Below are 15,482 nucleotides of genomic sequence, written 5' to 3' on the forward strand. Positions count from 1 at the left end.
GGTATCATTGACCCAAACTAAGGTAACAAGAGTCTCCTGCTACCGTACGATTGTATCGTATGGTTTCGCTTTTAGGTTATATCATCAGAATGTTTAATTTATAATATTACAACCACACGAAAGGATTCGTGCGGTAGCGAGAAATATCAAGCAGCTGATTCAGAAATAAAAAACAAAACTAATACCCCCTCCATGAAACTCTATACTTTCATAGCAGTACTATTCTTGCTATCTTTCAGTTGTACAAAAAAAGACCAATACAGTGTAGGCCAGGAATGGAATTACAAAACCCGCCCTACGGAAAAAAGCTCAATTCTTAAAATCTTAAAGATCGAAGAATATCCTGAAACCGGAAAAGTGATTCATATTTCCATCAGTGGTTTGAAAATTAAAAACCCTGCCAGTCCTACAGGTTATGCAGAAAACCTTAGCCATATTCCTATATCAGAAGAAGCTTTAAACAAAAGCGTCACCAATCTTAAAAGTGAGACCGACAAAAAGCCTGATTCCCTTGAAATGGACGGATATTCTTACTGGAAAAGAGAATTCGATAAAGGAGATGCCGGGATATTCACCATCCCCGTTTCTGAGATTATAAGCTCCATGGAAAAATCTATTGTTGCAGGAGACTATACCAAATAAAAACCCCGCTACTGCACGATTATATCATGTGGCTCTCGCTTTCAGATTATATCATCAGAATATTTAATTTATAATATTATAACCACACGAAAGAATTCGTGCGGTAGCGGGGAGAAAAAATCTCTCAACCTTCTACAAGAAAATAAATCAACCCGAAAAAACCTCTTAAACTTTTCCTATTTTTGAAAAAAGATTTTTTATTAAAAGACAATCTATGAATTGCTGATATCAAGCAATGAAAACTCAACACCCATGAAAACAAAATTATTTCTCCTCTCACTTTTCGGCGCATTGCTGGCTCATGCACAGAGCCTTCATTTTCAAAAACTCGCCCCCCCTGCTACCGCACGATTGTATCGTGTGGTTTTCGCTTTTAGGTTATATCATCAGAATGTTTAATTTATAATATTATAACCACACGAAAGGATTCGTGCGGTAGCAGGGGGTAGCGGGGGGCTGTACGAAAGAATGCTGAAAGAAAAAGATGAAATGATGGCCAGACTGGAGCAGGTGATTCAGAAATAAAACTGTCATTTTATTACAAACAATATTGCGGGAAACAAAACAGGATGCTGTTTTGTTTCCCGCAACTTGTTTAAGACTTCCTGAGAGCTCTAGAGGTTACAAACAAGGCTGTTTTTAACTTCCGGAGACCTCGTTTGGTAACAAACACATACGTTTGTGACTTCCGGAGGACTCGCATTGATGAAAAACAGAGTTGTATTCATTCTGATTTCAAAATCATCTGTGTATATTTGAATACCATGAAAAATTTCACACCACTATTATTTTGTCTTGTACTTCTGCTTTCCTGTAGTAAGAAAGATAATGATCCTAACAATGAAAAACCTAAACCTGTTCTGATAAAAATAGGATACTACCCTACATTTCATCTTCCTGCTGAAACGATCTTAAACTTCAATGAAAAATATTTGATTTTTTACAGTCCCGTTTCTTATACCCCTCCACCACCATTGCCTCCATTACAAGAGAATGGAGAAAAATGGAGTACAGAAGAAAAGATGCAACATTTGGAATATCTTAATGAAAGGCCGGAACTACAACCTTTTAAAATGACCCTGTCACAAAATGATATCAACCGAATTCAGCGAATATCAGGTTCCTTCATATCAGAAGATTTTAATGATAAGGATGTAAAGCCTCCAATGGATGGGATGTCAACCAACATTATTATTTTATATTCCAATGGAAAACTAATTCAGATCAATCCTATGAATGCTCCAACCGAAAAACAAAGGGCACTATACACTGAAATTTTAAATCTCCTCATTGAAAAGAATACGAATAAGAATGATGCTGTTATTTTACAGAAAATAAAAGGATATCACTGATAGCAAAAAATGGTTTATTTTGTTCTGTGTCTCCTCTAATTAAAACCCAAAAACTAAATGGAAAAACCTGATATCATTAATCTAACCTTCAACAATACAGAATACAGCATTGAAATTATAGGAAATGCTGACAAAATAGACGGCTTTTACTATTACACCTTTAAATTTGATGATAATCACTTTATCACCATTTCAAAATATGATGACGAAAAATGCAGATCGTAAGTATGTCAAAAAATTCTATTGCTGAAAAATTAGGGAAAATAATTGACCAGATGCCATAGCTTCCCACTACCTCGCTACCGCACGATTCTATCGTGTGGCTCTCGCTTTCAGATTATATCATTACAATGTTTAATTTATAATATTAACCACACGAAAGGATTCGTGCGGTAGCGGAGAATGTGTTATCACTGAAGTGAAAAAAACGAACCAGCTATGCCAATGGGTGGTGGAATGCCAGGAATAATGTAACAGCGTGTCGCTGAAATAAATTAATATATAAACCGCTCTACTTTTGTGGAGCGGTTTTTATTATATTTGATGAATAACTATGAGCCATGAAAAATAATTAATATCATGAAAAAAATACCGTTTATTTTACTTTTCTTCTTTACAAGTATTTTTGTTTTTTCGCAGCAAAATGAAAAAGAAGGATTTATTTCAATTCCCAAAATCAATGATATTAAAGATTTAGTAAAAAAGATAAAGCCTAATACTGAGTATAAAATTTGGGCGTTGGTACATTATGATTTTAAAACCAACAATATACTGTATCAAAAAGGAAATAGAAAGATAAATCCTGAGCGTACAGAAAGTGACTCCTATGGTTTTTTTCCTTGTCTTCCTGGAGGTTGCTATTCTTATTTTTATGCAATCAATAAAAATAATAAACCCGAATATATTACCCATGAAAAAGAACTGTATCATTTTCTTGGCGAAATAAATAACATTGAAGAAGCCATGTTTATTGCTATGTTATATGGTTATGTAATGGATGAGGATTATAAAAACGGAAACATCTACAAAGAATCTAAAGACGAGTTTGTTTTATACTTAGCTAAAATCTCAACATCACCTTCATTGAAAAAGGAAGGCTTTATGATTACAATTAAAAAAAATGGTGAATTAACCGCAAAATCGGACGGAATATATGATTATAATCCTAATGTAAGAATTGATATATAAAAAAATATGTACCCGCTACCGCACGATTGTATCGTGTTGCTCTCGCTTTTAGGTTATATCATCAGAATTTTTAATTTATAATATTATAACCACACGAAGGATTCGTGCGGTAGCAGGGGGGATTCCTGCAGTAGCGGGGCATAATAAGTAAATTTGGATTTTATCGTCAATCTGCCGCCACAACATTATAGACAAAACTTTAATAAGAAGTGAATGACAAAAAAAATAGCAATTTTGGTAATAATCTGGTTAGTCTTTACTTTTGCAGACTACTTTTATCTACCCTATTTTATTCAACCATTTTCCTGGCTTATAGTCTGTATAGCCTTGTTAATTTTAGCAGTAAGACAATTAATAAAATTAATTAAAGAAAGGAAGAGCATAAAGACATACGGAATAATAAACCTTTTAGTAACATTGACTTTATTTGTTCTAACATTTTACAATTTCAACAAAATACCCAATTCAATTATTGAAAAAATTGACTGGAGCATTTCTTACAATAAACGAAATCAAATAGTAAAAGATGTTTTGTCAAAAAAATTGAAACCCAACACAACAATGAATAATGGTATTTGTAAACTTTCATTTGACTTCCCAATTATTTCAAATGGCGGAAATGATATTTGGATTTATCAACATAAAACAGAAGGCACAAAAACTATCAAATTTTGGATTTCTCGTGGCTTTTTCGAAGCACCACAAACTTATTTTATATTCACAAATGATAATGAAACACAAAAGCAATATGAAGAACTAATAAAAGTAAAACCTGAATATAATTGGAAATTAGAAAAAAATTGGTACCGGATAATGAAATAAAAACGCAGCTTCTGTTTCCGGAACGCTTTAACAACTGCATGATTGTATCATGTGGCTATGTGGCTCCTTTTAGATTATATCAGAATATTTAATTTATAATATTATAACCACACGAAAGGATTCGTGCGGTAGCGGGGATCAAAAATCTCTCAACCTTCTACAAGAAAATAAATCAACCCGAAAAAACCTCTTAAACTTTTCCTATTTTTGAAAAAAGATTTTTTATTAAAAGACAATCTATGAATTGCTGATATAAAGCAATTAAAACTCAACACCCATGAAAACAAAATTATTTCTCCTCTCACTTTTCGGCGCATTGCTGGCTCATGCACAGAACCTTCATTTTCAAAAACTCGCCCACATGACTGCCGGCAGAGGTGCTGCAGCAAGCGTAATAGCGAATGACAACATTTATATAAGCAATGGCTATACGGAAAAGGGAGATGACCGTTCTGTTGAAAAATATAATATTACGGATAACCGCTGGAGTGTTTTCAATACCACCCTGACTTCCAAAAGATTTTCCAGTTCGGAAGTGTACAACAATAAGATCTATATCTTTAACGGCTTAGGGAACTGTCATCTTGAAATTTTAGATCTTGCCACCAATACCATAACGGACGGAGCTGTAAATCCTAATTATGCCGGAAGTTCCGGCTCTGCCATACATAATGGTAAAATATATGTGTTTGGCGGCAGCGGACTGAACGGAGCTCCTATATATTCTGATCAATTTCAGTATTACGATATTGCTTCAGATACCTGGAACCCATTACCGGATATGCCCACCGCCAAAGAAACAAAAGGCAAAATTGTGAATAATAAGCTTTATGTGATCGGCGGTTTCAACGGTACCTCTTCCAACCTGATAGATGTTTTTGATCTCGACACGAATCGCTGGACCCATCAGTATAAAATGCCTGTTGGGGTATCCGGCCACTCATTAGCCGTAGCCGATAGTAAGATTTTTATTGTAGGTGATTATGACAATCAATCTTTTCTGGCCTATTTTGATACGGTGACCCATCAGTTCCGTCAGATATCATCCAATATGCTTCCCCGGAGGCACGCAGCAGCTGAAGTATATGACAATAAACTCTACATCATGGGTGGGAACACAACCTCCCTTCCCTCTTCATCTATCGGAAGTACACAAGTTGCAGATCTTAATGAATTAGCAATCAATCTGAACATACCGTTATCTCCATAGATTGAATCAATCCCAAAATGTTTTACTTCAGTAACAGATCGGGAAAAAATAATTGACCTGCCGTCTTAAGACAGAATTTATTTATTTGAAGACAACCTGAATAAAGCCTGGAACCATTATAAAAACAGACAATGAACTTTATAAAAAAATACCTGTCAGAAAAAAAGAACATAAAAGTTATTTTAACTCTACAGATTCCTAAAGCGGATATAGACCCTTCTGAATTTAAAGACTTTACAATCGTCAATTGTTATGAAATGCTTGAAAAATATAATTATCGTCCGTCAGCAGATCCTCGCCGGAAAAAGCTTGAATACATTTCTGAGGAGATCATTCATTCAGAAAATCATATTTTAATCTGCAATACCGGATTAGATATTCCGGAATTTGATACCATTGCTGAAATGCTGAAGCCACACCAATTAACCATCAACAAAATTTTGATACCAAACGAATCCAAAAGGAACAAAAAATTGGCTGACGGTCAGAAAGCCTATAGAGATCACAGTCGATGGCTTCATTTTTACCCCGGAGAAATTGAGGATATTTATAAGGAATTCGAAGCGGAAATTAAAACCTTAAAAGCAAGGTATGAAAATACCGAAACCCAAATACTGGAAATATAAAACCGTTCTGCAAACACCAGCGAAAATAATGCATCGTTTATAGAAATGCATTGCGTACATTTGGACGTTGTGTGACATTATGATCACTATTCGCTATTAAACATTATCATGAAATGAAACAAAACTTTAAACTTTTTTCAATCTTACTTTTTTTACTGGTTTCAATGCCGTCTTTTGCACAAAAGAAAACACCTTTTCAGATCAACGGTGAATTATTTGAAGTTCCCGGAAAATGGGAATACCGGACCCAGCTTAAAGAGTCAGGTCAGTTTCACTTAACCAATAAAAGTGAAAAGATCAGTATGAGGATTTCCGTAAGAAAACCGGAAAAATTCGAATTTTATAAAGAAGGCTTAACCGAAGATGAATTACTGAATAAATTTTACGCCTGGGAATATGATTACTGGGCTTCTTCAAAGGGAATAAAAGCCGAGGTTGCTGAAATAAAACGAAACGAAGAAAAAAAATACATTATCTGGAAAATAGTTATTAAAAACAGCCCTCAAAATAATAATAAGGACCTCATCACCTATTTACTATACGCTGTCAGAAATAACAATCTTATTTCATTAAACTTAACCAATAATGCAGATAAAACACCACCATTGACAGAAGCTGAATCTGTTGAACTTCTTGAACAGACTTATTTAAAAAAGTAAATGGTTGACATTCCTCAACGGCCATTAAATAACCCTGTAAACAGAACTCAAAAACCGACAGAATAAAAGATGCTTTTCAACTCAATAGGCTTTGCCATATTTTTACCCGTAGTATTTCTGCTGTATTGGCTGGTCACAAACAAAAATCTCAGGCTTCAGAATATATTACTACTTCTGGCAAGCTATTACTTTTATGCCTGCTGGGACTGGCGCTTTTTGTTTTTACTGATGTTTTCTACCCTTTTAGACTATTGTACAGGTTTGAAAATGCAGGAAGCAGAAAATCAGAAAGGAAAACGGTTTTGGTTTTGGCTAAGCATCACCATCAATCTTGGGTTTCTTGGCGTATTCAAATATTACAACTTCTTTGCACAATCTTTTGCCGAAGCAATCTCTCATGTAGGTCTGCAGGTAAATCCATGGACCCTGCAGGTAATTCTTCCGGTGGGAATTTCGTTCTATACATTTCACGGCCTTTCATATGTAATAGATGTTTACAAAGACCGAATCAGGGCAGAAAGTAACTTTGTGGACTATGCTGTTTTTGTGAGCTTCTTTCCTTTACTTGTTGCCGGCCCTATTGAAAGGGCAACGCATTTGTTACCTCAGATCAAAAAAAGACGGACTTTCAATTACACACAAGCCGTTGACGGCTTACGACAAATACTTTGGGGACTTTTCAAAAAAATAGTGATTGCTGATAATTGTGCTGAGTTTGTCAATCAGATTTTCAACAGCTCTGCCGACCAGTCAGGAAGTACTTTAGCCTTAGGCGCTGTACTTTTTGCCTTCCAGATCTACGGAGATTTTTCCGGATATTCTGACATTGCTATAGGAACGGCAAGACTTTTTGGAATAGATTTATTAAGAAACTTTGCATTCCCCTATTTTTCAAGGGATATCGCAGAGTTTTGGAGACGCTGGCACATTTCACTCTCTTCCTGGTTCAAAGATTATTTATACATTCCATTAGGCGGCAGCAAAGGCGGAAACTGGATGCGTATCCGTAATACCTTTATTATTTTTATTGTAAGTGGCTTTTGGCACGGGGCCAACTGGACTTTTATTGTCTGGGGAGCGTTGAATGCACTTTTCATCATGCCTTCCATTATCATGAAGACCAACCGTAATCATCTGGAAACCGTGGCACAGGGAAATATACTTCCAACTGTAAAAGAATTTTTTCAAATGACAGTAACCTTTAGTTTGGCGGTATTGGCGTGGATATTTTTCAGAGCAGAAAATATATCACATGCATTTTCCTATATTTCGGGTATATTTTCCAGGTCTCTTTTTTCCATTCCAACTATTACCCCACGTCTTCTTATGCTTCTTATTATAATCTTTATGGTTATTGAATGGCTGGGGAGAGAACAGCAGTACGCTATTGCAAAGCTGGGGCTGCAATGGAAAAGCCCAGTAAGATATGCCATGTATTATGCCATTATTATTGCCATATTCTGGTTTGCAGGCAAAGATCAACAGTTTATTTATTTTCAGTTTTAATCTATGAAAAGGCTTATTATAAAAACAGCATTCTTTGTTGCACCCTTCTTTGCTTTATATATCATTACGGCCCTGTTTTTCACAACCGATGCAGACTTGCTCCGTTTGGGATTTCTTCCTGCCCTGGATAAGAATTACCACGAAAAGCTGGCTTCATCTGAACCTACAATAAAGTTTACCCAGCTTTCAGAATCGAAAAAGAAAACATATGAAATCCTGACTATCGGAGATTCATTTTCAGAGCAGGGAAAATCCGGTTATCAGAATGGTTTAGCCCATGATTTCAGCCTCCTGCATATTGACCGCTTTATTTCAAACAATCAGATCCAGACATTGATTGAGCTGTGCAATGGTAATTTTTTTGATACCTATAAAGTTCAATATGTGATTTTACAGGGGGTGGAACGGAATTTAATTCGTGATATACAGAATATAGACAACACATCTAAAATTGATATTCACCAAATAGATTCAATCATGATCAATCACAACCGTCAGCCCCTTCAGGACGAATACAGTTTCTTTTCACGTACAACTTTAAGGTTTCCTTATTCTACACTGAAATATTTCACAGATAAAAATTATTTAGCCAATGGGCAGGTTTACAATGTTGAATTAAATACGGGATCATTATTTAGCAATCATTGCAGTAAACTGCTTTTTTATCATGACGATCTGAATAATACCATACAAAATAATTTACCTGAAAATACGGTTAAACTGAACAGAATTTTAAACGAACTCGCCCGGAAACTTAAAGAAAAAAACATAACCCTTCTATTTTTGCCCTCACCGGACAAATACGATCTGTATTATGACTATATCACTGATAAGCATAATTTTACCAAACCTGTATTTTTTGATAATTTTGGAAAGCTGGATAAAGAATATATCTACATCAACTCTAAAGAAATATTAACAAAAGAATTAGACCGTAAAAAAGACATTTACTATTTTGATGATACCCATTGGTCTCCCATAGCAGCCAGACTGATGGCACAAGAAATAAAAAAAGTAATACTTTCACGCAAATAAAGTACGGACGCAGCCAGGAAAAATACTACTAACAGAAATACATTATGAGAGCCACTCTTTTTTCTGACATCCATGGCAAAATATTATTACCCTTTAAACTTGTCGATTTATGCCAAAAAGAAACCGTGCATTTTTTATCCCCAAACTTTCAACTATATTTGTTCTTATAAGGCCATGATCAACATGGCCTATATAAATTTAAGCGAAAATTATGGCAACAAAAGAAGAATTCTGGGACAGAAAGAAGAAATTGAATGATGATTTTTTTGTGATGGGCTCCGTAGCGCATCCGGCCACCGAAAAACAAATTACAGAATACGAAGAAAGAACAGGTTTTACGTTCAGCGAGGATATTAAAGACTTTCTTACCACATTCGGTTCATTGGTTTTTGAAGTCAAAGAAGAAATATGGAAACGTCCCGAAGAATTTGATGTTCTTCCGAGCTGGAAATTCGGATATGGCTTTTTTGTGTATGGCCTGTCACAGGATGAAGAAATGCCTTCGTGGATGGGATTTGAAGAGAAACACCAGGAAGCTCTTGAGTATAAAGAAAAACCGTTGGGACAGCTGTTTTTCAAACGCAGCGGAAATCTATACAGGGCCTATACCGACAACGGGGTCATAAAAATTGAATATGACAAATATGATGAGGAAGATTATGAAGTTTTTGATGGAAATCTGTACGACTTTTTAATTGAAGAAATCAACAATTTAGAACAGGACTACCTGGAATATATCAACGAAGCAAAATCCTAATCCGCAGTACACCGCAATATTGACATTTTTATGAAACAAGCATTTGAATTCCTCACTCATCTAAGAGAAAACAACAACCGGGAATGGTTTGCCAGCCACAAATCCGAATACGATTCTATCGTTAAAGAAAATAAAGTATTTTTTAATCAGATCTATTCTGAGCTTCAGGAATATGATCATCTTAAAGGAATCCATATTTTCAGGATTTACAGGGATGTTCGCTTTTCTAAGGATCAGACGCCGTATAAAACCAATTTCGGAGTTGGATATTCCCGTTCAAAGCCTATGCTGAGAGGCGGATACTATATTCAGCTGGAACCCGGCAACAGTTTTGCAGGTGGAGGATTCTGGGGACCGGATGCAAAGGATTTGCTTCGTATCCGTAAAGAATTCGAAATCAGTACTGCGGAAATTGAAAAAATCACCTCAGATAAAACCTTTATCAGATATTTCGGGACCCTCAATGGCGATTCTGTAAAAACAGCGCCCCGGGGATTTGATAAAAACCACCCTGCCATAGATTTAATCAGAAAAAAACAATACATTGTCATGCGGAAATTCACAGACAAAGAAGTCCTGTCTGACAATTTTCAGAAGGAGGTTATTCAAACCTTACTGGCCATGCGTCCCTTTTTTGATTATATGAGTGAAGTCCTGACAACGGATCTGAATGGTGAACCTTTATTTTAAATAAGACACTGTATTTCAGCATCAAAAAAAACATAAACCAAAGAAAAAATTAACCATGCCTTATCATAAGCAGCTCTTTCTACTTTCCGCCATTTTTTTATTTCTGATCAACTGTACATTGGCTCAGCAAAAAAAAGTCCTTCAGATTGATTCTCTGATGAAACGCTCAGCACAAACCGGAGCTTTTAACGGGAATGTTCTGGTTGCAAAAAATAATAAAATAATCTATCATGCTTCTTTGGGCTTTACAGATGTTACAAAGACGAAAAAACTCACCGCTGATTACAGATTTCATATTGGTTCCATTACCAAAGAATTCACAGCGGTTGCTCTGATGCAATTACAGGAACAGGGCAGATTGAAAACAGATGATCATGTTTCCCGATACATGCCGGAACTTCCCCAATGGGCCCATAAAGTCACCATAAAAAACTTACTGCAGTATACGAGCGGAATTCCCAATGTAAACTGGAAAAAAATAAAAAATGACAAAGACCTGTATGAAGGATTACGACTTGTAGATTCACTGGATTTTAAACCAGGTACCCAATACGATTATAACATCAGCAATCTGTTTTTACGTCAGTTTATTATTGAAAGATTAACAGGAATACCATTTAATCAGTATGCTGAAAAATTTATTTTCAAGCCCTGCAAAATGGCAACTTCCATCATGACTCCTTTTGAAAATGAAAACAATATAGCCAGGGGATTCAACAGTAAATCAGTACCCGATAAAGCTGATCTGCCCATCACCGGCGGAACTTATTTAACGACTCAAGATCTGTTGAAATGGTCGAAATGTCTTCAGTCCAATACATTAATCAATGCAGACTCGTTATTTGAACTCGGACAGCAATTTGACCAGCCGGAAACCCAATCTTCCTTAGGGCAGGCCAAATTTAAAGACAGAAAATTAATTGAACATCTGCACGATGGGAGGTCCGGAAGCTATGAAGCGATTTTGGTTTCTGATCTGAATGAAAAAACGACCATAATCCTTCTGGGAAATAACTATAACGGGAAATTATTTGAAATTTCTGATGGAATTACAGCCATTTTGAAAAACGAAAAGTATAGTTTTCCAAAAAAATAACCATAAGAAATGATCGCATTAGACGAAATTGATGAAACAAAAATTATTGAATGTCTTCGGAATCAAAGCGTAAAAAATAGATTTTTGGTTACCCGGTTTCTGACCATGCATTCTTACTTGAAAAAAAATCAACAATTTCAAAACTAAAACGAATTCTTTCAGATCTTAATAAGGAAGGAATTTTAGTAAAACGAAAGACAAAGCAAGATTTTAAAGGAATAAAAGAAATTGGATACGATTATATAGATAAGTCATGATTTCTTACTGGAAAACTGAAATTCTGAATTCCATATTGTATGAAATCTTAAGGTTCAGTTACCTATTCAATAAGTAAATTGGAACAGATGAAAAACGCATTACAACTCATTCTGGGATTTCTTGTAATCTCAGGCTGCCATTCAAAAAATAATAAGACTGAAATGTTAAATCCTGATCATACATTTAAAGTCATCAGCGCAACAGATTCTACGTCTTTTTTACAATGGAATAATGGAAAAACAGTTCTCCGCTCGGCAAATCCTGTCAGTAACCACTACCTTGATGATAAAACTCATCTACAATGGAGCAATGAAAAATACATGTGCTTCAGACATTCAAATGGAAGTGATACCTGGACCGATTTAATTTTACCGTTTACAAATAATGAAGTAAAACTGTATGAAAATCCATTGTCCTATGATCCTGTAAATGGCCTAGTAGTTTATGAAACAGACTCTTTACCTTATAAGCTCGTTGCAGAAAGTATTAATTTTAAGAAAAAGCAATTCATAGGAGAAACCTGGAAAAACTGTTCAAGCGTATTTCCCCATTACTGTATTGACACTATCTTTATTGAAAATAAAAAGCTTTACGTAGACTGGATTCTGCCGGACAAAACAGATCCGTCTGCCCAAAAGGAACTACAACAAATCAGACTGGATTTCCCATAACGATTAACATATAAAATACTTTAATTCATTCAACCTAAAACCCAGCTCCATGATCGATCTGAAATACGTTCAAGCACTCATTGAAAAAGAAATCAGTCCGGACTTCGAAATCCGGGAATATTTTGATACCACAGATATGGTTATAGTCTTCTGGAAACATAAAATATATGATACTGATGATGAAAGAGGGCATATTATCGGAGCCGGACCCGTGGTTTACGATAAAACGACAAAAGAATACCGAGTTCTAGGCTCCAGAGAATGGTTCAGTGAAGAAATCTGCAGGCTTTTTGAAACGGATGAGACAAAAGAAAAAATGCAGGACCATGAGTATCTGATGAATTTATTTGAAAATAATGAAGAAGATTCCGTCTATTCCCGCTTACTGACTGAAAAAATAAAAGCCAGTATTCTCAGACGGAATTATATTAATTCAGAAGATATTGACTTTCTGTCCATTTTAACCGGAGCAAGAAGACTGGATAAAAAATTTGAAATGAAAGGCAAACCGGAATGGAACCATACAGACCACTGCGTTGTGGTATCTGGTGATCGTGAGGCAAAAGAAAAACTGATCAGTATCTGGAAAGAAATCAATTTCGGATACCAAATACTTTCCGAAACCGAACTGCTCCTGTTCCGGATAAGGAATTGATAAATGAGGACAAGAGACGTGATAGGCAAGTGAAAACATGCTCAACTCCCGTTTCACTGCTAATTATTCAGTATCTTTGAGGGATTACAATTCACTATTTCTTTTGATACAACTTTAATATAATGACCAGACTTTTAAAAATCATTTTCCTTTTTCTGTTTCTCTTCAACCATACCGTAAATGCTCAGGAAAAAAAAGATTACGCTCTGCTGACCGGCGATCAGGTAAAACTGCATGTTAAAAAATCCGGAAAGGGACCTGTATGTATTTTTATTCATGGCGGCCCGGGTGCCTGGAGCCAGTCATTTGAAAATCTGGGCGGAAATAAACTGGAATCTGATCTTACTATGGTATACTATGACCAGAGAGGAAGCGGATACTCCGGGAATTCTCCGGAAGGGAATTATTCATTAGACAGAATGGCTGAAGATATTGAAGAGATCCGAAAGCAGTACGGCACAGAAAAAATTCACCTTTTAGCCCATTCATTCGGTGGGATCCTGGCAACTCATTATGCTCAAAAATATCCTGATCATGTAAAAGGAATCATCCTGGCCAACTGTACACTGAATATAAAATACTCTCTTCAGCAGCAGATCAGCTATATGAACAGGCTGATGGATACTGATTTTAAGGCAGAAGATGCCACATTACTGGCAGATTTCATGAAAGCAAAAAATGAACTGGTAAAAAGAGGATTGGATTATAAAATGCTCTCTGACTGCAAAGAAAATATAGAGCTATTGAATAAAATTGACCGCAAGAACCCAAGCTCTTTTGAATTTGCCCAAAAAGCATTTACCATACAGGAATACTGGAAGGATTACACCCCTGTGACCTCCTCTATAAAAATTCCAGCGCTCATCATTACAGGAACAAGAGACCACTCTATCGGAGAAAAACATTTCACCTCTTTTTCATTTCCTGATCAGCAGGTAGTGGAAATCAATGGCGGCCATATCCTCTATTATGAAGAAAATAAAAAATTTGTAAAAGCAATTTCTGATTTCATCCATAAAACAGACCGCCAGATCTTTTAACGACATGATCGATAAGTACATGCTTTTTTATAATCTTCAGACGAGCCGGCAGAATCTATGATATCACTGATGGTGATGACATTGATCAATAGTTGCAGTCGAAAGGTATTATCATAAAAAAAGAAATATAGCCTATGATCATTCAGAATCAAATAGAAGAATACATTGCCAGCCAATCTGAATCCAAAAGCAGGGACATGAAGGCTCTTCATCATCTCATCACAGAGCTCATACCAGAATGCCGGCTATGGTTTCTGGATGGTAGAAACAGTGAAGGTAAAATTGTTTCCAATCCGAATATAGGCTATGGACACCACACGATTACCTATACCGATGGAAGCACAAAAGAATTTTATCAGATCGGAATGAGTGCCAATACAACAGGAATTTCTCTTTATATTTTAGATATTGATGATAAAACCTATTTATCCAGAATTTATGGTGAAAAAATAGGTAAAGCCAAAGTAACCGGATATTGTATTAAATTTAAAGCACTTAAAGATATTAATATTGAAGTTCTCAAGACAGCGTTGCAAGCGGGCTGTAAACAATAAAAATGAATTTTATCCGACGGTTTTTCAAAACAGGTGAAAATACAGGTGATACCTGGGGCATGTTTCGTTCTTCAAAATCTGAAATACGGGAATTCCTTGTGTCTTTAGGACAGCTTTCCTTCGCCGATGATTCTCTTACAATAAAAAATTACCCTTTTGAGCCTTCTATTGCCTATAGACAGAATACCTTTCCGTCAGAGCAGATTGATGATATTGATTTTACATCCAGCCCTCCCACCTGTAGAATCGGAAATGAACTTCTGTTTTTAAATGCTGAGCAAAAAACTGAACTTGAAAAATTTGCCGGAAGAAATAACATTAAAACTGTTAAACGCCCCATGATCTGGGAGTGGATCCTTGAACCTTTCTTAGACACGGAATTCACACCTGAAACAGATCAAAAACTAACAGAAATCCTGGCAAAATTCGGATTAACAGCTGAACAGGTGAAAAATCTAAGGGCAGAAGTAGAAACCCAGATGCTCAAATACAATTTTGATACAATGCTATGGGAATGGTGCGGATTTGATGCTTCAGATGTGCTGAGAGCCATGCGGACAAAATATCAAAAGGCTGAATTTGAGGATTTCTACCAACGGGTCATGGAAATCGCATTATTAACAGAGAAAGAGTAAAGCAAAACTTTCTCTATCTTTAAGACAAAATCTAAGTAAGCTCTAGAATATATTCAATGTGAGGAATATTTTATAGCTCACAGGCC

General features: G+C 35.9%; 18 protein-coding genes. All 18 read left to right on the top strand.

Going from position 1 to position 15,482, the window contains the following annotated elements:
* Positions 1 to 192: 192 nt before the first annotated feature.
* Positions 193 to 642, top strand: a complete 450-nt coding sequence (locus BBI00_RS13690; RefSeq protein WP_065399284.1) for a hypothetical protein — start codon at positions 193 to 195, stop codon at positions 640 to 642.
* 764 nt (positions 643 to 1,406) lie between these two features.
* A complete protein-coding gene (locus BBI00_RS13695; protein WP_065399285.1) occupies positions 1,407 to 1,994 on the top strand; it encodes a hypothetical protein in 588 nt (195 codons plus the stop codon).
* Between the two features lie 57 nt (positions 1,995 to 2,051).
* On the top strand, positions 2,052 to 2,219 hold the full coding sequence (locus BBI00_RS23365) for a hypothetical protein (RefSeq protein ID WP_165602526.1): 168 nt from the start codon (positions 2,052 to 2,054) through the stop codon (positions 2,217 to 2,219).
* Positions 2,220 to 2,573: 354 nt separating this feature from the next.
* Positions 2,574 to 3,182 carry a hypothetical protein gene (locus tag BBI00_RS13700; protein ID WP_065399286.1) on the top strand — a complete coding sequence of 203 codons (609 nt, stop codon included), beginning with the start codon at positions 2,574 to 2,576 and terminating at the stop codon, positions 3,180 to 3,182.
* 213 nt (positions 3,183 to 3,395) lie between these two features.
* Entirely contained in the window at positions 3,396 to 4,004 is a 609-nt protein-coding gene (locus BBI00_RS13705; protein WP_065399287.1) for a hypothetical protein, read from the top strand.
* A gap of 277 nt (positions 4,005 to 4,281) precedes the next feature.
* The gene (locus BBI00_RS13710) at positions 4,282 to 5,214 is read left to right on the top strand and encodes a Kelch repeat-containing protein (RefSeq protein WP_065399288.1); all 933 of its coding nucleotides are present in this window, start codon (positions 4,282 to 4,284) and stop codon (positions 5,212 to 5,214) included.
* A gap of 131 nt (positions 5,215 to 5,345) precedes the next feature.
* The gene (locus tag BBI00_RS13715) at positions 5,346 to 5,840 is read left to right on the top strand and encodes a hypothetical protein (RefSeq protein WP_065399289.1); all 495 of its coding nucleotides are present in this window, start codon (positions 5,346 to 5,348) and stop codon (positions 5,838 to 5,840) included.
* A 113-nt stretch (positions 5,841 to 5,953) separates the two neighbouring features.
* The gene (locus tag BBI00_RS13720; protein WP_123902275.1) at positions 5,954 to 6,499 is read left to right on the top strand and encodes a hypothetical protein; all 546 of its coding nucleotides are present in this window, start codon (positions 5,954 to 5,956) and stop codon (positions 6,497 to 6,499) included.
* Between the two features lie 69 nt (positions 6,500 to 6,568).
* Positions 6,569 to 8,005 (top strand): MBOAT family O-acyltransferase, encoded by a 1,437-nt coding sequence (locus BBI00_RS13725; protein WP_065399291.1) that lies wholly within the window; start codon positions 6,569 to 6,571, stop codon positions 8,003 to 8,005.
* Between the two features lie 3 nt (positions 8,006 to 8,008).
* Complete coding sequence (locus BBI00_RS13730) at positions 8,009 to 9,040, top strand: alginate O-acetyltransferase AlgX-related protein (RefSeq protein ID WP_065399292.1); 1,032 nt, start codon at positions 8,009 to 8,011, stop codon at positions 9,038 to 9,040.
* Between the two features lie 211 nt (positions 9,041 to 9,251).
* Positions 9,252 to 9,797 (top strand): hypothetical protein, encoded by a 546-nt coding sequence (locus BBI00_RS13735; RefSeq protein WP_065399293.1) that lies wholly within the window; start codon positions 9,252 to 9,254, stop codon positions 9,795 to 9,797.
* 30 nt (positions 9,798 to 9,827) lie between these two features.
* Entirely contained in the window at positions 9,828 to 10,487 is a 660-nt protein-coding gene (locus BBI00_RS13740; RefSeq protein WP_065399294.1) for a DUF2461 domain-containing protein, read from the top strand.
* 55 nt (positions 10,488 to 10,542) lie between these two features.
* On the top strand, positions 10,543 to 11,583 hold the full coding sequence (locus BBI00_RS13745) for a serine hydrolase domain-containing protein (protein WP_065399295.1): 1,041 nt from the start codon (positions 10,543 to 10,545) through the stop codon (positions 11,581 to 11,583).
* A gap of 344 nt (positions 11,584 to 11,927) precedes the next feature.
* Entirely contained in the window at positions 11,928 to 12,512 is a 585-nt protein-coding gene (locus BBI00_RS13750; protein WP_123902276.1) for a hypothetical protein, read from the top strand.
* A gap of 49 nt (positions 12,513 to 12,561) precedes the next feature.
* Positions 12,562 to 13,167, top strand: coding sequence for a hypothetical protein (locus BBI00_RS13755; RefSeq protein ID WP_065399297.1), 606 nt, complete (start codon positions 12,562 to 12,564; stop codon positions 13,165 to 13,167).
* A gap of 122 nt (positions 13,168 to 13,289) precedes the next feature.
* A complete protein-coding gene (locus tag BBI00_RS13760) occupies positions 13,290 to 14,207 on the top strand; it encodes an alpha/beta fold hydrolase (protein WP_065399298.1) in 918 nt (305 codons plus the stop codon).
* Between the two features lie 134 nt (positions 14,208 to 14,341).
* Entirely contained in the window at positions 14,342 to 14,761 is a 420-nt protein-coding gene (locus BBI00_RS13765; protein ID WP_065399299.1) for a DUF1801 domain-containing protein, read from the top strand.
* A gap of 2 nt (positions 14,762 to 14,763) precedes the next feature.
* Complete coding sequence (locus BBI00_RS13770) at positions 14,764 to 15,396, top strand: DUF7079 family protein (RefSeq protein WP_065399300.1); 633 nt, start codon at positions 14,764 to 14,766, stop codon at positions 15,394 to 15,396.
* Positions 15,397 to 15,482 lie beyond the last annotated feature (86 nt).

The sequence above is a fragment of the Chryseobacterium arthrosphaerae genome (assembly GCF_001684965.1).
Taxonomy (GTDB): Bacteria; Bacteroidota; Bacteroidia; order Flavobacteriales; family Weeksellaceae; genus Chryseobacterium; species Chryseobacterium arthrosphaerae.